Consider the following 25,476-nt stretch of genomic DNA (forward strand, 5'->3'; position numbering starts at 1 on the left):
AAGATGTTTATCTTATAATATTTTGTAATATGACTGAAACATTACAATTTGATTTTGCTGTTATTCAGAAATTTAAAGAAACTAAAATTCCTTGATGAATTTTATATTCTCCAATTTATGGAAGCATGGTTTTATTTATATACTTCCGTTCATTTTTTAAAATTATGAATGAGCAAAAATTTGTATTTACATTTTATGTTTTATATATAAACTTTTTAAAGATAGCAATTTTATTTATTAACTTTTTATTTTGTGCAATATCAATTGCTTTAATTGTTCCTTCTTCTACACACATTGCATGTATCTATGGGATATCAATTGTTATAGGTTCTATTATTTTTGAATATATTTATCAATCACTTATAACCAAATGAATCTTAAAGAATATTGATAAGAAGTTTAAAAAGTATTGTTTGAAAGAATATAGTGTAAAAATTGATTTTACAATAGATCCTAATTTCAAATTGGATATTAATAAAAATGAGATATTTGAAAATTTTAAATTTAATCTTTTTAAAACATTTAACAAGAATTTCATTTACACAAAAGAAGTAGAAAGAAATTTAAGTGATAAAAATAAGTTATTCTATCAAGCTTATGATTATGGAGAGTTGTCCTATAAAAAACAACCTTTTACTTATTCTTCAAATTTTTGAGTAAGCTTTTCTAACACTTGATATATTGGGATGATTTATTTATTAAATAGCTTGGATAATATATTAGATCCAAATAGCATATTAAAATTGGTTTACAAATGTTTTATTAAAAATATTATTTTTATGATTTTATATTTAATAAATGGTATCCTACTTGCACTATTTTTAACTGGAATATTAAGTGGTTATTTTCCATATAATGTTATTAGTTCAGTTACTATGGGTTTAGGAATTTCACTTCCATGTATAATTTTGATTCATGGAATTAGCTCAAAAATTATTAATGTAAAAATTAAAAACAATTTATTAAAAGATGTTGTTAAATCAAAAGTTAATATAGAAGACTAACAATAAAAAATATCAAATAGAAATTTCTATTTGATATTTTTTATTTAATTTTTATTTATGGTTCTTTAATTACTTTTTAAAATTGCTAATTTATTATTAGCAAAATTAATTATTGTACTTCTATCTTTAATAAGTTCATTTTTTAAGATAGATTCAGTAATGAAATTCTCAATAGTTTTTTGAATAAATCTATTTATTGGTCTTGCACCATATTCTTTGCTATAACCGTTTTTAGCAACATATTCTACAACTGATTTATCAAAAGTGATTTGGTAATTATTGTCTTTCAATCTCTTTTCTAAATCATCCAACATTTTTTGAGCTATCTCTTTTGCAAATTCCATTGTAATAGAATTGAATTTAATAATCTCATCTATTCTATTTAGGAATTCAGGTTTGAAAGAAGTTTTTAATTCTCTTTCAAACATATCTTCTTTATTTTCCATTAGATATAAAGCACCAACATTAGAAGTCATAATAATGATTGTGTTTTTGAAATTGATATTTCTACCTTGATTATCTTTTAAAGTTCCTTCATCTAATACTTGTAGTAATACATTTAGAATATCTGGGTGTGCTTTTTCTATTTCATCTAACAATACTACTGAATATGGTTTTCTTCTAATCTGTTCACTAAGCTCACCAGCTTGCTCATAACCAATATATCCAGGAGGAGCTCCAATTAATCTAGAGATAGAATGTTTTTCCATATACTCACTCATATTTATTCTCACAATTGCTTTTTCAGTGTTGAATAAATTTTCAGCAAGTGATTTAGCAACTTCAGTTTTACCTACCCCTGTAGGACCTACAAATAGAAATGAACCAATTGGTCTATTAGGGTTATTAATACCTACTCTATTTTTTAAAACTGTATCACTTACAAGTTTTAAAGCTTCATCTTGTCCTTTAACCCTTTTCTTTAAGTTGTTAAATAGATTTAGTAATTTATCTTGTTCTTTTTCAAAAATTTTATTTAATGGGATTTTTGTAATTCTTGAAATTATTTCAGCTACATCAATTTCACTTATATAATCTTTGATTAAAACCTTTTTGTTTTCTGAAATACTTTTTTCAATTGCCTCTAGTTTCTTTTTTAATTCTGGTAGTACTGAATATAAGATTTTAGAGGCTTCAGTATATTCACCTTGGTTTTGGTATCTTTCAACATCCCAATTGTTTTTTTCAATTTCTTTTTTAATTTTGTTTAAAGCAACTTGTTGTTCTTTTTGTTCTTTTCATTCTTTTTCAACAAGATCTCTTTCTTGTTTTAATTTTTCTAATTCAATTTCTATTTCATTAATTCTTTCTTTTTGATTAGTTCCTTCTTCTTTAGATAGAGCTATCTTTTCAGTTTCTAAATAGAATATTTTTTTATTGATTGGTTCAGATGGAGAAGTGTGTGCTTCTGTTTTGATCTTTGCTGCAGCTTCATCAATTAAATCAATTGCTTTATCTGGTAAGTATTTATCAGATATATATCTTTCAGAAAGTTTTACTGAAGCTACTAGTGCATTATCTTGAATTCTAACTTTATGATAGATTTCTCATTTTTCTTTTAATCCTCTCATAATAGTTAATGCTTCTTCTGGTGTTGGTTCTTCTACTAATATCTTTTGGAATCTTCTTTCAAGTGCTCCATCTTTTTCAATGTATTGTCTATATTCGTTTGAAGTAGTAGCACCTATTATTTTGATTTCACCTCTAGCCATGATAGGTTTTAAAATATTTGCTGCATCCATTCCAGAATTATTTCCAGCTTTACCCATTCCCATTAGTTGATGAATTTCGTCAATAAATAAAATTACTGCTCCATTGTTTTGTTTTGCTTCTTTGATTAATGCATTTAATCTTTTTTCAAATTCCCCTTGTAAAAAAGTTCCAGCTATTAATGAAGAAAGATTAACTTCATAAACTACACAGTGAACTAAATTTTCAGGAACTTCTTTAGAAATGATTTTTTGTACAAATCCTTCTACAATTGCTGTTTTACCAACTCCGGGTTCACCAATTAAAACAGGATTATTTTTTTCTTTTCTAGATAGGATTTCAATTACCCTTCTAATCTCTTGTTCTCTCCCAATAATCTTGTTTAATTTGTTAGCAGATACTTCTTCATTTAAGTTTCTAGAATATTTTTTAAGGATGTCTTTTTCATTAGATGGTTCAAAATTAAATTCCATATTTACATCTCCTTTTCAGTATAAAAAACATGAATAAATTAATTATACATTATTTTAGCAGATTAAATATAGGAGTGCTAATTTTTTGGGCTTTTTTAAGTTTTGCACACATTTTTGCTAATTTATGTTATTAAATATTAGCTTTTTAGGGGTTTTCACATTGAATTTTAATTTTGGCTAATATAAAATAAAGAAAAAATAGAAAAAATAAAGGAGACTATTTGTTTGTAAAACAAATATTTTTGTGTACAAATGTTAGTGAGAAATAATAAAGAAGGAGTTTACAAGGTAGTATTATTTGTTTTCTCCCAATTATGTGTGGCATTTTTAGGAATCTTTGTAGGTTGCTGAATTATAGTTGCAAATAGAACTGTTGAATTAAATAGTGGTGATCCTCAAACTCTAACCATTAGAAATGTAGCAATTGCTTTTAGTGTCTTGTTTGTGATTTTCACATTAATATCTCTTGGGATATTATGAAGAAATAAAATAGGAGAAGTTTTAGGTTTCAACAAAGGGGCATCAAACATTAAAACAAATAATAATGTTAATACTGTAGTTAGAACTCCTGCGACTCTTAAACAAGTACAACCTGTTACAAGCACTAGTAGTCCTACTAAACCAGTTAGTAATGTTGCTCAACCGAGTGTTGCAGCTAGAAGACCAGCTACAACTATTACTATCAATAGATCTAATGTTGCTAAACAACCAGTTAGACCAACACCTACAAGTACAGTTACTTCATATAGACCAAAACCTATAACAAATAGTGCTGTAAGTAGACCAACAACTTTAACAAGACCAACTGTTGCAAGTAAACCTACAGTTAACAGAACAGTAACTGCAAGTAGACCAACAACAGTAAACAAGGCTGCACCTGTTAGCAGACCTGTAAATAATAATGTTGTAAGAAAACCATTAAGCAACAGTGTTCCTCAAAAAAATATTAGAGTGGTTGCTGCTACTAATAGATAAATTTAATAGCAACAAACCAGTCTAGGGACATTTTAGGAGGGATAAGAAATAAAACAGTATATATGAAAAAGAGGTTACATTTAGTTCGTTTTGAACAAAAAATAACTTCTTAAAGATTTAACAAAAAACTAAAAAATAAAAAATATTTAAAGGTGATTTTAATTAATAAAAGTTTTTTTTAATTTTTATATTTAAAAAAATAGGCAAAAAGTTTGGTAATTATTTCGGGGTTAATAAACTCTGGAACTAGAACTTTTTAAAAATTTATTATATATAAAAGTTAGAAAGGTAGGTAATAAAATGGAAAATTTAAAAAATAAAAAACGGAAAATATTAAAAACAACCCTTACGTCGGGTGTAGTTGCTGCAAGTGTGTCAGCAATAATGGTTTCAGCTGGAATAGGAGGTAACCATCAAGAACAAGGTGCTAACAAACAAAGTTCAAATGTTGTTAGTAATAACAATGCTGTTAATAATGTTGTTAGTAAAAATAACAATAGCATTACTTTTAATGGTAATACATATAATTCTGCAGACGAAGCAGTTCAAGATGTTTTAAAGAATGTACAATCAAAAGAATATTTAGGAGATATTAGTTTCAGCTATTTCAGCTACTAATCATAATGCGATTGATACATCTAAATTGATTGAAAAAAATAGCGAAACAATGAGTAAGATTAACAAAGCATATAAAACTCTTAGTGGAGGTTACACTTCTAGCTATAGAACTGCTCAAGAATCTTATGTTAAAGATAGAACATTTACTTATAGAGACAACCAAGGAAATGAATTTGATTCAGAGTTAGATGCTATTAATTCAATTAAATCTGATTATGATTCTTATTCTAATGATGTTGCCTACTATACTGTTAAAGACTATTCTAAAAAAGATGGTAGTGGTAACCCAACAAATGTTAACATCAACCCATTAAATAAAGAAGATGTGGAAACATTAAAAAGTTTAGCTGTTAGAAATATTGGAACAACAGATTCTGGTTTTACTGTTAATAGATATTTAAATACTAATAAAGCATATGGTGCTAATGATTTTGTTGGTGAAACAAATGCTCAAGTACAATCAAGAATTAACAGCATCTTAACAGATGTTTCAGACATTGTTAAACACAATCTTTGATTAAATACAAGTTTAAGTGTTACTCCTGATAAAAAAACAGCAGGATGATCTGGTGTTAGTCATACAGAACAAATTAATTGAACAGTTAAAGGTAATGACAAATCAGTTGGTCAAACATTTGGAGATATGGTAACTGATGCTAGATATTTAACTAGCAATGACTTATTAACTCAAAAGTTTGATAAAGAATACCCATTAGTAACATGAAGATTAGGTTGACACCCATTTGCTAATTTAAAGAGCAAAGGTAAATCTATGTTTGGTACTAGTTATGATATTACATTAGACAATGGTGTATCAATTTTTACACAAAATGAACACCGTTTCAATAATTTAAGTAACAGTTATAAACAAGCTGATTTCTTAGGAGCAGGTAATTGAGTAAATGGTTACTTCTCTCTTTCTTGAAACCAAGATGAGTTGTTAAACAAAATGCAAAAAGAATCTGGTTTTGCAACTTACATCTATACAATGGCTGAAAAAGTAAGAAAAGAAACAGTTAATTATTTAAAAACAGAATTAAGTAAATTAGGAACTGTTGATAGTACTGTAGAAGCTACAATTAATAGTTTAGCTAATTCATCAAGAGATCTAATAACTAAAAAAATATTTAATTCTACAGATTATAGTGTTACTAGTTTAAAAAATGTAGAACAAATTAGACAAAAATTCCAAGCTTTAAATACTACAATAGTTAATCTATTGGATGGAAATAGTAAAACTTTATCTAATCTTGTAACTAAATTTGTTGAACAAAAATATCAAACTACAGAAACTCAAAACAACAACAATGTAATCTATACAATTGATTACAATAATGTTCCTTTATTCTGAATTCAAAAAGACGCTTTTAAAGACATTGTTAGTACAGAAGACTTTAAAGCTAAACCTTTAAGTGCTGTTAAAACATATTTCAATAATCAACTAAAATCTAATTTCACAGGATTTTCAAATAGTTTAGTTAATAATTTAAAAAATGTTTCTAACTCTTTAAATGTTTCTAGTAGTAAATTTAATGGTTTTAGTGCTGATGCAATTACAAACTATAATGATTCAGCAAAAAAAGTTTCTTCTATTAAATTAGGTAGCTCAAATGTTACTAATTTCTCTGTGAAGAAAGTTGATGATTCTGTTTTATCTTCTAATGGAATTAACACTAGTAGTTTAAACAAAGTTTTAAACCTTAAAGAAGAAGATGCAGCTGGAAACTTAAATAGTAGTTATGGAACTTACCAAGCTATTTATGGTTACAACAAAGATTTAGATAAATACTCTAAATTAACTAATGTTTCAGATGCTATGAAACAAGAAGTTACAAAAAATGCAATTACAGATCCAAATGATATTGTAGTGTTGTATGCAAAAGATAAAACACCTCAAATGATTAGATATGGTAAAGTTTAAACTATGGATATAAATTTAATGTAAGTCTTTCAACTAATGAAAACAAAATTTATAACTCAGTTGAAAAAATTACTTATGATTTTAGTTTAAATAACTTAGGTTCTCCTGTCAGATTAGTTACATTCTCTGACTATGATGGAAATCTTTTAGTTAAAGAAGTAATTGATAAAGTTGGTGGAACTTATGATGCTGCTATTAACCAAGCTTATCAAAATGCAATTAATAAAGTAGAATTACCAGCAACTTCAGATTTTGTATATTATACAAATGACGATGAAACTAAAACATTAGTTAAGAATGAATCTACAAAATTATATGTAGTATCTCTTCCTTCAACATCTACAGTGATGAATTCAGGTGTAGTAAGACAAAATGTAAGAGCTGGAACTACAACATATGGATTTGTTAGTTATTCAGATTTACAAAGTTATGTAAAAGATGAAGTTTATGTTGCTAATGGATTGGCTCCTGATTCAGGAACTGGTGATTCAGCAGGTGGATCAGGTGGTGGGGGTACAGTTACTCCTCCAACTCAAAACAGACAAAGTTCTACAGATGTTACTCAAAGTGTAATAATTACAGTCACTCTTATGTTAATAGTAGAGGGTGCATTACTATTTATTTATGTTTATTCAAAATTCAAATCAAAAGATGCTCATATAAAAAAATTAGATAGTACAAGTAATCTTATATACAAACTAAACGTAAAAAAATAAGTAATTAAAAGGATAGAAAATGAAACCAAAAAATAAAATAAAGAAAGTTACTAAATTTTTATCCCTTAAAAAAGCTGTGCTTTTTAGTGGAGTTACATCTTTAGTAGTTGTTCCATCATCTATCACTTTTACACTTGTAGAACTTTCAAGAAAAACTTATTCTTTTCAAAATAAATCTTTTACTTCACAAAATTCACTTTTGAATTATGTGAAAAATAATTCAACTAAAATTGCTAACAAAACTGAAGGAAACAATTCTAGTTGACAAGTAACTTATAATGGACAAACTAAGAAGTTTTCAAGTCCTGAAAGCTTACGCTCATATGTAGATACTTTAATTTCAAACAAAGGAGCTTATGTAACTAATAGTGCTTCTTATGTTAAAAATCAAAATGTTAAATCATTAGATAATATTGATTGAAAGCAAACATATGCTTTAAACAGTAGTGAAGAAGCTAGAACATTAACTCAAACTATTTATCAAGGTTTAAATGATAAATCTTTTGATAACATTGATGATGCTATTAATTCATTTTTCAATAATGACTTAATTAAGAGAGGTTACTACTTTAATGGAACATATTTCCAAAATAAGTCAGATTTAAAAGATTATTTAACATCAAACTATCTTCCAACTAATGGTTCTAACTCTTATAAAACAATAGTGCTAAAAGGGCCAAATGGTTCTAATTCGACAGCAATTAGTTTAAATGATCCAGCTAGTGCTACTGCATCTATTAGACAATTCATTGAAAATAACTCAACAGCTACTATTAAATATACAAATAGTAGAACTGGTCAAACTGTTAAGATTGATGAAAACAATATTAATCAAGCAATGAATAGTGTAGATAATGGTGATTTATCTTATGTTTCAATGAAATCTAATGAAGGTGAAAGTAGATATATACTAGATAATAGTGATTCTAGTAATCTTATTGGACCATATTTATATAATGGTGTATTAGATATTGGTTCTTTCACAAATAAATCAATGTGAAAGAAAGTTAATGGAATTAGCAAAAGTGTTTATGCTGAATCTAAAATTAACACAATGATTGGTTCTTTCTTTTCTACAGTTATTGTTGATGATAGAGCCTTATCATTATCTGAATATGAACAAGATCCAACTAAAGATATTCCAATTTTTAGAACTTCATTATTAGTAGCAGATGGAAAAAATTCTTTCTGGTATGATGAAAATGGAAATAAGATGGAAGGTGAATTATCTTTAGATGATTGATTCTTGAAACAACTTGGAATACTTTCTCCAGCATTAAAACAAGAAGCAATGAATGTTAACCTTCAATTATTGAGTGGTAACAAATACAATACTTTCTATAAAATTCCTGTAATGTATTCTTTCTTAATGCAAAGAGTAGTTCAATATGGATTAAGTCAAGAAGCAATTGATTTAATAGTTTATTACTTCACTGAAGTATGTAATTATATTCAAGATGCAATTGAGTTAATGATACTTAATAGTTCATTGCTTGTGAATGGGGATGGAGTTAAATTTAATTTAGCATCATTCTTCAATATTGGTAACATGGACTATGATCTAAATACTAATGTTGAATACTTTTTAGAAAAAATTAAAGAATGACCAAAAATGATTGCTGCAATGGATGCTTATATGGGTGCATATAACAACTTGCTAACAACATCAGGGTTAATTCCTTTCACAAGCTATGATCAATCATACTTAGTTGAAAATGGAATCATTACTAATGCTGAATTAGATTCAATTAGCAATTCTCTATTAAATATTTACTTAGCTTTTTCACAAACTAATTATGTAGATTTCTTAGGAGCTTTTGTTCCTGTTTCAGACAATAAAGATATCCAGGAAATATACAAAAACAGTGAACCAAAAGATTGAGAAAAAAAGATAGATGAAACTGCTGCAAACAATTCTAATTCTTCTATAGGTGTAATTCTAAAAAGTGCTGTTCAACAAAACAATCAACATCAAATACTAGCAAGAACAGTATTGTTGAATGAAATTAGAATTTACAAAGCTTCAGGATATATTCTTCCTTCTGGGTATTTAAGTTTACTTTGAAGTAAGAGAGCATCTGCTAATAAAATTGATCAATATGTTGATTTCGTTTCAGCAAATGAAACTCTAGATGCTTACAAAGTTTATTTAGCGTTTATAGTAGATATGAGAATGAAAACTGATTTAATAAATGATAGTTCTCTATCAAGTGCTGATAATTTTGCAAAAACACTAACAAGAGTTATATGATTAACATTAAGTACATCAGTAATGGTAACTAGTACTTTAAAAAATTTATATAACACAGGTTCAAAATTCTTTTCTTCATCATCAGGATCATCTTCTGCAGGATCTTTTTCAGATAGTAGTAGTACAGGAACTATTACACAATCTTTAGTAGATAGATTAGAAGAACTTAGAGATATTCCTCAACCTCAAACTTCACAATTATGAGATGCAATTGGTAGTGGTACTGTTAGATCTACTGGTTCTAGTGATAGTTGAGAAACAATTTCAGAAAGATTTTCTTTAGGCACATCTAAAACTGCAGGCTCAGGAACTAGAACAACAGGATCTAGTCAAGGTGAAGTTATATATATAAAACCAGAAGACTTGTTTGTTAAAGTTGCACATTCAGGAACTTTAACAAGTGAAGGTAAAATTGAATATTCATTTTCAAATAAATATGAACAATTAACTAAAGTATCTAGTATTATTCCAAATCCTAAAGATTTCCAAAGACAGAATACAATTTATGCTCAATTAGCTAATACAACTAAATCAGCTACTTCAAGTAACACTATAGTTACTGCAAAAGGTCAAAATGGTAGTATATTCCATGCATCTAATTTAAATAAAGGGTTATCAATATCAGAAGGTAATTTATCATTAATCCTTCCTCTTGATGAAGTTAAAATTCAAAATACTTCTACTAGCATAGCAAATGAAGTAACTATTAGAAATAAAAAAGGTAATAGAAATGCTAATAGATTTTCAGGACTTAGAATTTCTTACATAAATACAAATTCAGGTTTTTTGGAAATTAATGCATCAACTACATTTACTTCTAAGTTTAAAAACAAATTATCTTTAACTAAGCTTTATAACTTTGGAAATAAAGCATTAGAATCTGCTAAGAAATTTGCTCAAACTGTTAAAAAGTTAATATTGCCTATTATTTCAGTAGCATTTTCAGCTTTGGAAACTTACTTCTTTATTTTGGATTTAATTAATGTTGATTACAAACAAGACTTCTATGTTTATACAGCAAGTGATGGAACTGAATTTATATGAGATGGTGGGCTAACTGTTAGTAAATTCTTAGGTTTTGTAACTTATGAAGAAACAAACATTGATTCAATGAAGTTAGTTAATCCAATTCAAATTAGTCTTCCACAAGTTGAAGAATACTACTACTATAATGGTAGAAAATACTATGACATTAATGACTTAAAGAGAACTCAACTTCTTTATATTATTAGAAATAAATATAATGGCGCTTACGATAAATTTACTTTAAATTATTCATTAAACAACAATGAAGGTGAATACAGTAACTTAACTACAGTAGATCAATTATTTGAACATGTAATGACAAGTATTGGGGCTACTAAAAAAGATGATGGTTCTTATGATTTCAGTGGTTTAAAAAATGATACTTCTTATGTTGCTTCAATATCATCAGGATTCAAAGGAACTGAAAATATGACTGCAACAGACTATGGAAATATAGCTCAAGTAATTGTTGATTCAATTAGACCAACTAATATAGTTCAATTACCAGAAGTTGGTGAAAATGGTAAAACAACAGGGAAAATAAGTACTTTTGTTTATCCAGGAAAATATTATGATTCAACAACTAAAAAAATTGTTGAAGGTCCATCGAATTCATCAAACTATATAATTGATGACACTGCAAATGCTAAAGATTCAAGCAGTGGAGCATACACTATTACTGATGAATCAAAAGCTGTGAAAGAATCTAAAGATAAATTAGAAAAATCTTTCAAAGATAAATTAAAAGACATAATCAACTCAAAAGAAGTGTTAAAAAATGACTACTTATTTAGTGATGCTAAATTCTCTAGTTTAAGTAGCAATATAAATGTTGTGAATTTATATCAAGTTAATTTAAACAACCAAACTAATTACTTTAATTCAATTAATGAAGCAAGATCTTTCTTGTTAGAAAAATTAAATTTTGCAAAAAATGAAGATGTGAAAATCTCTTATTCTTACATCTACAATAATAAATATTTTGCAAATGAAGATGAATTAAGTAAATGGGTGTTGGCAAATACAATAACTAAATAGAAAGGAGTAGAAAATGAAAAATAAAATTAAAATAAAAAGTAAAAGCACCTTTTTTAGAAAAAGAAATATATTTATAACTTCTTTTTTAACAGCAAGTGTTTCTATTACTCCAACTATTGTTCTTTCCACTCAACTTTCTAGAGAAGTTTCATATAATGGAATGACATTTAAAAACAGTGAAAAATTAATTGATTATGTTAAAAATAATTCAACTAAGAAAACTTATACTGAAGATGATAATGCTCAATGAGAATTTAAATTAAATGGACAAAGTTTCAGATTTAATTCTCCAAGAGAAATGCAAGAAAAACTATCTTCATATATAAATGTTGAAGAAAGAATTACATCTTTATCTGAAGAACAATTAACTTCTTATGTAAGTTCTTCTGCAACTGGAAATATTTTCAGTGATGACTTCTGAAATGTTACTCAAATTGGAAGTGATCTTGCAAAAGCTTCTAGTACTAAAGTTTATCAAGCAGCTAATGACAAAATTGTTCAATCAGAAGATGATGCTTACAAAAGTCATTACTATGAATCAAGTGCATATTCTTTCAATGGAATGTATTTCCAATCAAAGGAAGATTTAGCTAAATATTTGAAAAATGATTATTTATTATCTAATAACAAAATAACTGATCAAAAAATAATTATTAAAGCTCCTAATGGAAGCACTTCTGCACCAATCAATTTAAGTGATGCTAAAGCATTAGAATTTATAAAATCATTTATTTCTAACAACTATAGTGATGTTATTAATTATGTTGGTTCAAATGGTGAAGATTTAACTTTGACTAAAGAAAATTTGAACTCTAATCTTAATGCAATTACTTTAGAAGATTTAGATTATATTCACATTAATTCTAATGAAGGTAAAAGTAGATACATTATTGATAACAGTGTAGAAGATGCAAATGATTTAATTGGTCCATACTTTTACAATGGTAATTTGGATGTTGGTTCATTTATGAATAAATCAATGTGACAAAAAACTACAGATGTAAAAAATAAGGTATGACAAGAAGGTAAAGTTAATTCATTTATTGGTGCTTTCTTCACTTCAATTATTAATGATGATAATATGTTGAATTTAGAAGAAGCAAAAGATAACAGTAAATCAATTCCTACAATTTTTAGAACTTTATTAGCTAGTGATACATCAAGTGAAATTAGTTATGATGAACAATATTTATCAAATTTAAAAGCAGCTTCTGAATCTGTTTATAATGATGTAATGACTTCCCTTAATAGTTTATTAAAAGGTAAAAAAGCTAATACATTCTATAAGATCCCTGTAATGTATTCATTGATTATCCAAAAACTAATAAGTGTCAATGCTGGGAAAGAAATTATAAATGAAACTATAAATTACTTTTCTAAGATTTGTGACTATCTTCAAAATTCATTAGAAACAATAATTCTTGATCAAAGTTTATTGGTTAACTCAAAAGGTGAAAAATTCAACTTAAAAGAATTATTTAACATTGGAAATAAAGAGTTTAATGTTAACACTAATGTTGAATACTTTATGAACAAACTTAAAGAGTGACCTAAATTAGTTACAGCTATGATTGTTTATATTGAAGCTTTAAATAATTTAAGTTCATTGGGAGGTTTAATTCCTTTCAGTGGAAATGACAATAAATTCTTGTTTGAATTTTCAGTTATTTCTCAAGATGAATATTATTTAAATGAAGATAAGTTTGAAAAAATTTACAATACTTACTCAAAGAATAATTATTCAGATTTTGTTAAAGAATTTGTAAATAATTCTCAATTAAGTTCAGTTTCTTCAATTAAAAATGAAGATGAATCAGAATGAGAAAATAAATTAAATAATGTTTTAACTTATGGAAACATCCCATTAGGAACATTATTAAAAACAGTTATTGTAAAAAACACAATTCAATATAACATTTCTAAAAATGCTTTAATTTCTGAAATTGAAGAATTGAAGAAAACAGGAATGGTTGTAGAAGATGGAATGCTATATCAATTAGGTAAAGCTTTAGGTCCTTTTATTAAAGGGACTAATAGTGATGAAGTTGATGTATATCAAGCATATCTTGCAGTTTTAGCTGATATGAGAAGAGGTGGAGACACTTTAACTTCAGATTCTAAAGTTTCAAATGTTACTACTTTATTAAAAAATATAAATTATTTTGCATCTACAGTTCTTTCTAGTGCAATAATGGTTAAAGATGTTGTTAGTACATTATTTGATAAAGCTTACAGAATTTTCTGAAATGGAAGTTCAATTGTAAATAGTCAAGGGCTAGCTTCTAAAGTATTTACTCCTATAAGAAGTAGTTTAAGAAAGTCTTATAACAAGATTAAAGATTCTCTTGGAAGATTAAACAGTGTTTCATCAAAGAATAGTTATACAGTTAATGCAAGTACTTTCAAACCATCTCTAGTAGCAGGAGATAAATATTTCTGAAAAAATGAAATGAGTTTATTTGATAAAGCTGCTCCATTTATAAATTCAGCATTCTTGTTAATGCAAGCAGGTTTATTTGCATATGACTTGTTTAGTCAATCTAGCTCAACTGTTTATTACACTTATACAACAGCGGATGGAACTCAATTCATTTGAGACGGTGGTGAGTTAGTAAGTAAATATCTAGGATTTGTTACTGAAGAAACTGCAACAATTGATGATATGAAACTTATTCAACCAATTCAATTTACTTTAGGCCAAATTGAAGAATATTACTACTATGATGGTGTTAAATATTTTGATAAAAATGATTTAAAGAATGTTCAATTGAATTACATCTTTAGTAAAGATTATAAAAATGAAAACAAACACTTTACTAAAAAATATTCATTTGATACATATGCAGCTAATTCAGTGAAGAACTTATACAACTCATTGGATGAATTGATTTCAGGTGTTTTATCAAGTTTAGGTATTAAGTTATCTAGTGATAAGAGTAAAATAGATTCATATACTTTAAATAATTCTTCACCATATTTAGTGGCTTCTCAATATTCATTTAGTACTGGTTTATTAACTAACCATTCAGGTACAGTAGAAGTTATAGCTAAAAATATTGTTGATAATATTAGAGCTACAAAAATAGTTAAATTACCAACTATTAACAATGGTGTGGTTGAAACTAATCAAACTAATTCTGAAATTGTTATTCCTGGAAAAGTGTGAACTTCAAATGGGGTTGTTGATAACAGTTCTAAAGCAAGTGAATACTTAGTAGATAATTCAGCAAATGATGTTAATGCACAAATAACTGATTGATCTAAAGTAAGTGGTAGTAATTTTAAAGTTGCTGATCAAAAAGTTGCTGAATCAACAGCATCAAAAAACATATATGAGTTATTTAAATCTAAATTTAAATTGAATTCTAAAGAAGTTTCAAATTTAGACTTAACAAACAATTTAATTAACAAGAATAATAAATATTCTGAGGTTAATTCAAACCCAAGAAAGATTAATGTGTATAGCGTTAATATTCCTGGTCAAAAAGTGTTGTATTTCTTGGATCAAGGAAAAGCAGAATACTATGCTTCTTTATTCACAAATGCAACTAAAACAAACACAAACACTTATACATCATATAGTTTTGATGGAATGTATTTCAAAACAGAAAAAGATTTAAGAAACTGAGCATATAGCTTAAGAGGTTAGAGGAGAAATTATTATGAAAAAACTAGTTATTAAAAGTGGGAAGAATAAAAGCTTTTTCTCGAAAAAGATGATTTCTATCTCTACATTGTCAACTATTGTTGCTACAGTTCCTTTAAGTGCTGGTGTTTGTCAAATTGTTTTAAACAACTCTAAATATGTTTATAAAAACCAAAGTTTCAATTCTTATAATGAATTACAAGAATATGTAAAAAGTAATGCTAAACTTCAAAAAGCTCAAGAAGATAATAATTGATCAATTACTTTAAATGGAAATACTAAAACATATAGTACTCCAGAAGAATTGAGAAATGATGTTCTTAACAACTACATAAATTCTAATTTAAGTTTATCTTCTAATAATTCAAGTTATATTACTAGAAATGCAGCTTCTTTTAGTTCAATTAATGATTCAAATATTACAAGTATTTACCAAGGAAATCATGATGTAGCATATCAAAATTCTGATGATGCTTACAAAACTTATTTCAATGTTAAAAATGGGTATTTCTTCAATAATATTTATTTCTCAACAAAAACAGAATTAAATAATTATTTAGTAAGTAACTATTTACCAACTGCAAATAATAAAACTAATTCAATTGTTTTAAAGAGTCCAAGTGGTGTTGAATCTCCATCAATTGATCTATCATCAAAAGATGCTTATCAACAAATTGAAAAATTTATTAGTAATTATTCAGATACTACTTTGTCTTATAAAAATTCAGCAACTGGTAAAAACTCATTAATTAATAAAACAAATGTTAATAGTGTATTGAGTGATGTTAGTTTAAGTGATCTTGATTACTTACACGTTCAATCTAGTCAAGGTGAATCAAGATATATTGTTGATAACCAAAGTACAGATGAAGCTAACTTAATTGGTCCATACTTCTATAATGGTGTATTAGATACTGGTTCATTCATGAATAAGAAAATGTGAAAGAAAACTAATGGAGTTAAATCTCAAGTTTATGCACAATCTAAAATTGATATTTCAATTGGTTCATTCTTCACTTCAATATTCAATGATGATAATGCTTTAAATTTAGCTCAAGCTGAAAGTAATAAAACAGATGCTGTATTATTTAGAACTTTACTTGAAGATAAAAATGGTGAGTCTTTTGATCAATCATTCTTAACTGAATTAGGAAAATTAAGTCCTAAGTTAAAAGCAGCAGTTGTAGAAGCTAACACTACAATGATGTCAGGTAAGAAATACAACTCATTCTACAAATTATCAATTCTATATAACTTCTTATTAAGTAGAATTGTATCTTGAGGATTAGGTCAAGATGTAATGAATTTAGTTGTAAACTACTTTACAAGTGTAGCTAACTTCATTCAAGATTCTTTAGAATTTGTTGCTCTTTACAATAAAGACTTATTAAAAAGTAAAGATGGAAAATCATTATTCAATGTGAAAGATTTCTTTGAGATTGGAAACCCTGAATATAACATTAATTCATCAACTGAATACTTTTTAAATAAATTAAAGACAAACTATCCTAACTTAGTTGCATTATCTCTAGTATATGTTGGTGCTCAAAACAATATTACAATGGCTGGTGGATTAATTCCTTTCTCTTCGTTTGATAGTAGTCTACTATTTGATTATGGAATTTTTGATAACAAAGATGATTACTACAAAATGGAACATTACTTAGAACCAGTATATAATGTGTTCTCTTCTTTAAACACTTCAGATATGGTAAAAATATATGTGGGTTCTTCAGGAAGAACTGATGTAAAAGCATTAGCTAGTTTATCTGGTGATGAATTGGTTAAGAAATTTGCAGAATTAAAAACTGGAGCAAATTCTAATATTTCATTAGAACTTATGTTGAGTTCTATTGGTGCTAAAAACTCTAAATATTATGAAATGTCTAATTCATTAATTAAATTAGAAATTAATACTTATTTAGAAACTGGAACTATTGTAAAAGGTGGTTACTTAGCTCAACTATATAGTACAAACCCAAATAGAGATAAACTTGGATTATTTATCAACTTTGTAAATGAAAACTCTGAAAATGTAAGCTTATACAGAGCATATTTAGCTTTCATGATGGACAAAAGAGTTGCTAATAATCAATTTATTGATAGCAATAGCACTTCTAATTGAACAAATTTTGGATCTGCTATTTCAAAAATAGGATTGTATTTATTAGGATCAGCAGTTCAAGTTTCTACAACAATTTCAAAAATCTATAATCATCAATCAGATTTATCAATTGGTTGAGATGATGAAATTGATGGATTAATTCCACAGGCAAGCAGTAACCCTATAATGGATATGTTTGTTAAAGACTTAGTGAGTATTCCAACAGCTGTTCCAGATTCTAGTGGAAACACTGGTCAAGGTGGAAACAGCAGTGGGCAAACTGGTGGTGGTAGCCAAGGCGGAACTTCAAGCCCTGGTGCTGGTGAAGGTCCAAGCACAGGTGGTAGTGGTAATAGTGGTGGATCATCTTCAAATACTACAACTACTGTAGTTCAAAAAGAAGCATATTCTTTATCTACAAAAGATGCTGCAAAAAAAGGGAAAATTTTAAAAACTCCTTCAACTACAAAAACTAGTTTATTTGATAGTAGTGTTAACCCTAGTACTTCAGCTATCCCTGAAAAGAAAGTTTGATATATAACTTTTGAAGATTTCTTAAACAATAGATTAACAGATGCTTCAGGGGCTCAAGATTTCTATTCAGATATTAAAGATGCTCATAGATTAAAATCAATTGCTAGAAATGCTAATGGTGAATTAATGTTATTAAATCCATTAGATGATGCAATGGTTGCTACTTCAAGTAACTTTAATCAATTAGATGATTTGCAAAACCAATGAACTACTAGTAACAATAATGATTCTGGAAGTACAACTTCTAAACCAAGTTCTTCAAAATATAGTAGACCTGAAGTTGAAAGTTTCAAAAAACAAAAGAAATCATGATGATCAGGAACATTTAAATCTTTTGATAAAATTAAAAATCTTATTTCAATTATTGGTAGTGCTACTTTAGGAACATTCACAGTTGTATTTGTGGCTATGGAAGTATTCTTCTTTATCTACAATTTATTAAGTGAAACAACTACACAAGATTTCTATACTTATACTACTGTTGATGGTACTGAATTTATTTGAGATGGTGGTAGAACTGTAACTAAATATCTTGGTTTACAAATAACTCAAACTAATGGAATTGAGTCAATGCAATTATTAAAACCAGTTCAAATTACTCTTCCTCAAGTTGAAGAATACTATTTCTTTAATGGAATTAAGTATTATGACAATACTGAAGAATTGAAGAGAAACCAATTAATTTACTTATTGAATGGTGGAGAAGTTGTTAACAAGAACTTTGAAAAATCATTAATGTTTAGTTCGAGTAATTTTGATAGATCATCAACTTTAAGTGAATTAGTAAGTAAAGTTGTGGGTTCACTTGGAATAACTAAAAATTCTGATGGATCATTTACTTCTGATAAATTAAATAAAAACTCTATTTATTTATCTTCAATTAATTTAAGTAGTTATGGTGTAACTTCTTCTTCATCACAAAATAATTATGCTTATTTAGCACAATCTATTTCTGAAAACATTAGACCAACTCTAATAGTTAAATTACCAACATTAGTAAATGGGTATGCAAGTGATTCAGTTTCAGACTTTGTGTTCCCAGGAAACTATTGAGAAAATGGTAAGGTTGTTGCTCAATCAGGAGAGTTCAAAAACTATTTAGTTGATAATAGTGCAAATGAAATTGTAGATTCAAGCAAGTCTTATGTTGATAAATCTAATTTCAAAGTATTAGATGCTAACAAAGCTGTAAGCAATGCAAAAGAATCACTATTCAATACTTTTAAAAATAGTTTCAACTTAAATACAAAACAAATTCTTACAAATGATTTAACAAGAAGTAATAAATACTCAAATATTAATGCTGTAGCAATTAATAAAGTATATACTGCTAACATAAATGGTGCATCTGCAACTTTTGATAGTTTAGAAAATGCAACAAACTATGTGTTAAACAAATTGAATTTTAGTAAGAACTTAAGCTATGAAGATGTTTATGTATTTGAAAATCAAACATTCAAAAGCATTAATGACATCATGAAATATGTATTAAAAAATAGTAAAGTTGTAAACTAATATTTAAAAATTTATAAATAAAAAACCAGTTTGAGAAATTCAAATTGGTTTTTTATTTTGTTATTTTACTAACAACAATATAGAATATTAATACTAAATAAAATTAGATGCTTACTCTTATTGTGAAGACTAAATAAAACTTTTATTATATCTCATATTGATAAAAATAATTTAAAAATGTTATAATTTTAAAGTCATGGTATTTAATATTAATTAAATACTTAGCTATGCTTTACAAAAGTTTTAAACCTAGTAATTGAACATAAAAAATTCAGGAGTTTTATTTTTATATGCTTACATTATTAAAGAATTGTCTATTATCAAACAGTAGAAAAGTTGATATTTTAATAAAGGATTCAATAATTGAAAAAATTAGTGATACTTCTTTAGATTCTAAAACTTATAACAATAAAAAAATAGATGCTGTTTTTGATATGAAATGTAATTTGGTAATGCCAGGTTTCATTGATGCTTTTTCAAGAATCAAAAAACAAACATCATATACTACAAGTGATTATGAAACAGAATCTCGTGCTTGTGCATATGGAGGTATAACTACTTTTGTTGATATCCCTTCTGCTCCAATTAGTGAAAAATATTATGATGCTATTATTGATAAAGTAAATGAAGCAAAAGAAAACTCACATGTTAATTTTGGATTTGTAGTTTCAGTTTCTAATTTATCTAACATTGTAGAACTTGAAAAGATCCAAGACTATAGTGTTGGTACTATTATAAATATTAATGCTAGAACAGTAAGTGATAGAATCATTGATTCTGAAAAATTATCTGAAGCATTAAAAGCTTCTAAATTGGTTTTATTACATTTATCAGGATTTGATATTGATTTATTCTTTAGTGTTTGTGATGATAAATTTACTAAGTTAGTTTTCTATGACATTACAAATGAAAATGATTTAGAAAAAATCTTATCTTATAAAAAAGAAGGTTACAACATTAGAACTGCAACTAGTGTTAATTACTTATTATTCAATAGAGATATGATTGCTAATGAATATAAAAGAAAAACAATTACTACTGAATATAAATTAGGAACTATGCTTAATAACTTAGGTTTATGAAATGCAGTTAAAGATAGAAAGATTGATATCATAACTTCAGATCACACTCCTGTGTCATTGATTGAAAAATTTGAAACAGAACAAAAAGGTTTACCTAACTTTGAAACAATGTTCTCAATCTTATTTGATAGTTGTTATTACAAAAGAATTCCAATTACAATCTTAGAAGATCTATTATGTAAGAACCCTGCTAAAGTTTGTGGTTTCAAAAACAAAGGTGAAATTAAAGAAGGATATGATGCAGACTTAGTTGTAGTTAACACTACTAAGAGATGATGAATCAAAAATGAAGACATTGTTTCTTCTGCTAGATGAACACCTTTTAATGATTACAGAATTAGTGGTAGAGTGATGATGACTTTTGTAAATGGTCAATTAGTTTACAACTTCATTAATCAAATGTCACCTATTAGAAATGTTAAAGCTGGTAAGTTTGCTGAGTTTGATAAAAACCTAGCTTCAAGATCTGCTTCTTAATTAACTAAATTAATAATTTAAAACCATTGAATGCTTGAATGCTATTCAATGGTTTTTTTATTGTTTTAAATTTAAACTATTTAAGTTAAAAGATTTATTTGTTTCTTGTTAATAAGTGATTAATTAAATTGATAAATATGGTATAAATATTAATGTTATTTAAATATGAAAATGTTTTATATTAAGTTTTCCAATATAAAGTAGCATTTTCAATATTGTTTTATGAAAGGAAAATATATTATGGCTATTAGTCAAGAATTAAAAGCTAGCTTAGTAAAAAAATATGGAGGGAATTCAAATAACACTGGTAAAGTAGAAGTTCAAATTGCTATTTTATCTGCTGAAATTGAATCTCTAACTAAACATATAGTTGCAAACAAAAAAGACCAAATATCTAAAAGAGGTTTATTCCAAAAAGTTTCTAAAAGAAGAAGTTTATTAAGTTACCTTAAAAATACTGATATTGTTAGATACCGTCAAATTTTAAAAGACTTAGACATTAGAGGAAACTAATAATTTTTTTATTATTAGACTGAAGGTAAGGTTATGTATAACCACAACTTAGTTGAAAAGAAATGAAGAAAAATTTGAAAAGATTCTAATTTACATACTTTTAAAGATAATTTAAAAAAACCAAAGTTCTATGCTTTAGATATGTTCCCATATCCTAGTGGTGCAGGATTGCACATGGGACATGTGAAAAGTTACACACCAACTGATGTGTATGCTAGATTTAAAAGATATCAAGGTTATAGTGTTTTACATCCAATGGGTTGAGATGCTTTTGGATTACCTGCTGAACAATTTGCTTTAGCTACTAAAAATCATCCAGCAACTTTTACTGATCAAAATATTAATAATTTCAAATTACAAATAGATCAATTAGGTTTTTGATTTGATTGAAATAAAGAAGTTAATACTACTGATCCAAATTTTTATAAATGAACTCAATGAATCTTTATTAAGCTATTTGAAAATGGATTAGCTGAAATCAAAGATATTGATGTTAATTGATGTCAAGAATTAGGAACAGTATTAGCTAATGAAGAAGTATTAACAGATGAAAAAGGTAATAAAGTTTCTGAACGTGGTAAATACCCTGTAATTAAAAAACCTATGAAACAATGGGTTTTAAAAATTACTAAGTTTGCAGATCAGTTAATTGATGATTTAGAACTTACTGATTGAACAGTAGGTTTAAAAAATATTCAGAAAAAATGAATAGGAAAATCAATTGGTGCAACTGTTAAATTTAAAATCCAAAATTCAGATAGTGAAATAGAAGTATTTACTTCTAGACCTGACACAATTTTTGGAGTATCTTTTATTGGTTTGAGTTCTGACCATGAATTGGTTTTAAAAGAAAAAACTAAAAATAAAAAAATTGAAGCTTTTTTAAATGAACTAAGTTCATTAAAAGAATATGAAAGAACTGCTATTAATGTTGAAAAAAAAGGTGTTCTTTTAGACATTAAAGCAATTCATCCTATTACTAAACAATTAGTACCTGTATATGTTTGTAACTATGTGTTATCAAACTATGGGAATGGTGCAATAATGGGAGTACCAGCAGGTGATAAAAGAGATTATGATTTTGCTAAATTATTTAATTTAGAAATCAAAGAAATAATCAAAGATCATCCAGCTCCTTATGAAGAAGATGGGATTCATATTAATTCAGATTTTTTAAATGGTTTAAACAATGAAGATGCAATTGCTAAGATTGTAGAATATTTGGAAAAAAATAAAATTGGTAAAAAACAAGTTAACTATAAATTAAAAGACTGATTATTTAGTAGACAAAGATATTGAGGAGAACCATTCCCAGTTTTATTTGATGAAAAAGGTAATATTATAGTGGAAAAAAATCTTCCATTATTATTGCCTGAAACTAATGATATAAAACCAAGTGGAACTGGCGAATCACCATTAGCTAATTTAACAGAATGAGTTAATGTAAAGATTGATAGCAAACTATATCGTAGAGAAACAAACACAATGCCACAATGAGCAGGTTCTTGTTGATACTACCTTGCTTATTTATTAAAAGATGGGGATTCTTATTTACCGTTGGATTCAAAACAAGCATATGAAATCTTTAAAAGATGATTACCAGTAGATATTTATATTGGTGGTCAAGAACATGCAGTGCTTCATTTATTGTATGCAAGATTCTGACATAAATTTTTACACCAGATTAATGTTGTTCCAAACAAGGAACCATTTTACAAAATTATTAATCAAGGAATGATTTTAGTAAATGGTGAAAAGATGTCTAAATCAAAAGGTAATGTAGTTAATCCAAGTGATTTTGTAGTATCACATGGTGCTGATGCATTACGTCTTTATATGATGTTTATGGGACCAATTACTGCATCTCTTCCTTGAGAAGAATCTGGAATTGATGGAATGTATAAATGAGTTCAAAGAGTTTATAGATTGTTTGAAACAAAACAGATTGATAAAAACTTTAATGATGAAAATCTAGAAAAGAAATATCATCAGTTTGTTAAAAAAGCATCTGAATTCATGGAAAACTTTGACTTTAATTTAGTAATTTCTGAAATGATGATTTTCATTAATGAATGTTATAAATATGAAAAAATCAACTATGACTACATGTTAAACTTCTGTGTTATCTTAAGTTGTTTTGCTCCTTTTATTACTGAAGAGATTAATGAAGTCTTTCTTAAAAACAAAAAATTCATCTCTGATAATCTTTGACCAAAATATGATGAGAAAAAGATTGTAGAAACAACAATTAAAATTCCTGTTCAAATCAATGGGAAGATTAGAGAAGTACTTGAAATTAATTTAGGTGCAACTCAAAAAGATGTTGTTGATCTTGCTATCAAAAACGAAAAGATTATAAAGTGAATTGAAAACAAAAAAATTGTTAAAGAAATATATATAGAAAATAAAATCTTAAATTTAATTATTAAATAATAATATAATATTTAATAGTGTCTGACCAAGAAGTGGAGTTAATTATGGCAATTAAAAAAAGTATTAGACTTGAGTGTGGTGAATGTAAAGAAATTAACTACTTAACATTCAAAAATGCAAAGAAACATCCTGAAAAATTAGAACTTAACAAATATTGTAAAAGATGTAGAAGTGCAAAACCTCATAAAGAAACTAAAAAGAAATAGTTTATAAAAATAGAAGACAATTTAAATTGTCTTAAGGAGAAAATTATGTCATTCAAAACAGAATTGATGAAATACACATTAGAAGTAAATAAAGCAGATGCATTCTTTATAGTTTCAGATACAAATAGATTTTGATTATCTGAATTTATGTCATCAGCTGGTTATGTAGTAGCTACTAAGAAATTAGTTTATTTATTTTTAGATAAAAGATACTACCAAAAAGCAATGGATACAATTACTGATCCTGATATCAAAATTGTTTGTTTCACTGCTAAATCTCAAATCTTAGATTGTTTAAAAGAAAACAATGTAGAAACATTAATGGTGGAAAAAGAATACTTTTCATTTAATGATTATTTATTTGTTAAGAATAGTATTAAAAATATTATTAACTTTACAAGTGATGTACTAAGAATTCAAAAAACTGAATTTGAAGTATACAACACTCAAAAAGCAGTTGATATTACTTGTGAAACTTTAAACTGAATTCAAGAACAAACATTAGTTGGTTTAACTGAAATTGAAGTTGCAAATATGGTTACATGTCATATGTTGGAATTAGGTGCAAGCAAAAACTCATTTGATCCAATTGTAGCAAGTGGTAAAAATGGAGCTTACCCTCACCACCAACCAACTAATAAAATAATTGAAAATGATGAATTTGTAACAATTGATACTGGTTGTATTTACAAAGGCTATTGTTCTGATGTTACTAGAACTTTCCCAATTGGTTTCCCACCAGAATTATTAATTAATGCATATAAAGCAGTTTATCACTCTAATAGTTTAGGTATCCAAAAAGCTGCATATAAAATGATTGGTCAAGATGTTGATAAATTATGTAGAGATACAGTTACTTCTTATGGATTTGGAGAATACTTTGTTCATGGAACTGGGCATGGTGTAGGAATTAACATTCATGAATTACCAAATGTTAATTCAGCTTATACTGGTAAATTAGAAAATAATTCAATAGTAACAATTGAACCTGGTATTTATATTCCAGACCTTGGTGGTATTAGAATTGAAGATATGGTTTTAATTAAAACTGATTCTACAGTTTGAATGACTGAAAAAGGTAAGAGATGAGTTTTTTAATTTAAAACTCAAATTGCATATTTAATCCTTATTAGAAAATCTAATAAGGATTTTTTATTTATATTAGTTTAAATAATCTTATTTAATAATAAAATATAAATTAATATTGAGCTTAATGCTCTTATTGATTTATATA

General features: G+C 26.7%; 14 protein-coding genes. 13 read left to right on the forward strand and 1 reads right to left on the reverse strand.

Annotated elements, in window-relative coordinates:
• Positions 1-29: 29 nt before the first annotated feature.
• Positions 30-1,004 (forward strand): hypothetical protein, encoded by a 975-nt coding sequence (locus tag MYPE_RS02000; RefSeq protein ID WP_011077203.1) that lies wholly within the window; start codon positions 30-32, stop codon positions 1,002-1,004.
• Positions 1,005-1,069: 65 nt separating this feature from the next.
• Here MYPE_RS02000 and MYPE_RS02005 read toward each other — a convergent pair whose 3' ends face one another.
• Positions 1,070-3,187, reverse strand: coding sequence for an ATP-dependent Clp protease ATP-binding subunit (locus MYPE_RS02005; protein ID WP_011077204.1), 2,118 nt, complete (start codon positions 3,185-3,187; stop codon positions 1,070-1,072).
• Between the two features lie 318 nt (positions 3,188-3,505).
• Here MYPE_RS02005 and MYPE_RS02010 point away from each other — a divergent pair, with 318 nt between their 5' ends.
• From MYPE_RS02010 to MYPE_RS02065, 12 genes are all read left to right on the forward strand, one after another.
• Positions 3,506-4,162, forward strand: coding sequence for a hypothetical protein (locus MYPE_RS02010; RefSeq protein WP_129374374.1), 657 nt, complete (start codon positions 3,506-3,508; stop codon positions 4,160-4,162).
• 300 nt (positions 4,163-4,462) lie between these two features.
• Positions 4,463-4,780: a hypothetical protein gene (locus tag MYPE_RS02015; RefSeq protein ID WP_011077206.1), complete on the forward strand. Its 318-nt coding sequence runs from the start codon at positions 4,463-4,465 to the stop codon at positions 4,778-4,780.
• Positions 4,781-4,829: 49 nt separating this feature from the next.
• On the forward strand, positions 4,830-6,701 hold the full coding sequence (locus MYPE_RS02020) for a hypothetical protein (protein ID WP_044891242.1): 1,872 nt from the start codon (positions 4,830-4,832) through the stop codon (positions 6,699-6,701).
• Positions 6,702-7,048: 347 nt separating this feature from the next.
• Positions 7,049-7,417, forward strand: coding sequence for a hypothetical protein (locus tag MYPE_RS02025; RefSeq protein WP_044891243.1), 369 nt, complete (start codon positions 7,049-7,051; stop codon positions 7,415-7,417).
• 19 nt (positions 7,418-7,436) lie between these two features.
• A complete protein-coding gene (locus tag MYPE_RS02030) occupies positions 7,437-11,732 on the forward strand; it encodes a hypothetical protein (RefSeq protein ID WP_011077209.1) in 4,296 nt (1,431 codons plus the stop codon).
• Between the two features lie 13 nt (positions 11,733-11,745).
• Positions 11,746-15,381 carry a hypothetical protein gene (locus tag MYPE_RS02035; protein ID WP_011077210.1) on the forward strand — a complete coding sequence of 1,212 codons (3,636 nt, stop codon included), beginning with the start codon at positions 11,746-11,748 and terminating at the stop codon, positions 15,379-15,381.
• A gap of 13 nt (positions 15,382-15,394) precedes the next feature.
• Complete coding sequence (locus MYPE_RS02040) at positions 15,395-19,531, forward strand: hypothetical protein (protein WP_011077211.1); 4,137 nt, start codon at positions 15,395-15,397, stop codon at positions 19,529-19,531.
• A 290-nt stretch (positions 19,532-19,821) separates the two neighbouring features.
• Positions 19,822-21,090 (forward strand): dihydroorotase, encoded by a 1,269-nt coding sequence (locus MYPE_RS02045; protein ID WP_011077212.1) that lies wholly within the window; start codon positions 19,822-19,824, stop codon positions 21,088-21,090.
• Positions 21,091-21,330: 240 nt separating this feature from the next.
• On the forward strand, positions 21,331-21,603 hold the full coding sequence (gene rpsO, locus MYPE_RS02050) for a 30S ribosomal protein S15 (protein WP_011077213.1): 273 nt from the start codon (positions 21,331-21,333) through the stop codon (positions 21,601-21,603).
• A gap of 33 nt (positions 21,604-21,636) precedes the next feature.
• A complete protein-coding gene (leuS, locus tag MYPE_RS02055) occupies positions 21,637-24,036 on the forward strand; it encodes a leucine--tRNA ligase (protein ID WP_011077214.1) in 2,400 nt (799 codons plus the stop codon).
• A 44-nt stretch (positions 24,037-24,080) separates the two neighbouring features.
• A complete protein-coding gene (rpmG, locus tag MYPE_RS02060) occupies positions 24,081-24,242 on the forward strand; it encodes a 50S ribosomal protein L33 (RefSeq protein WP_011077215.1) in 162 nt (53 codons plus the stop codon).
• A 45-nt stretch (positions 24,243-24,287) separates the two neighbouring features.
• Positions 24,288-25,340, forward strand: a complete 1,053-nt coding sequence (locus MYPE_RS02065) for an aminopeptidase P family protein (protein ID WP_011077216.1) — start codon at positions 24,288-24,290, stop codon at positions 25,338-25,340.
• The last annotated feature ends 136 nt before the right edge of the window (positions 25,341-25,476 follow it).

Origin of the sequence: Malacoplasma penetrans HF-2 (genome assembly GCF_000011225.1) — a bacterium.
Lineage (GTDB): Bacteria > Bacillota_I > Bacilli_A > Mycoplasmatales > Mycoplasmoidaceae > Malacoplasma > Malacoplasma penetrans.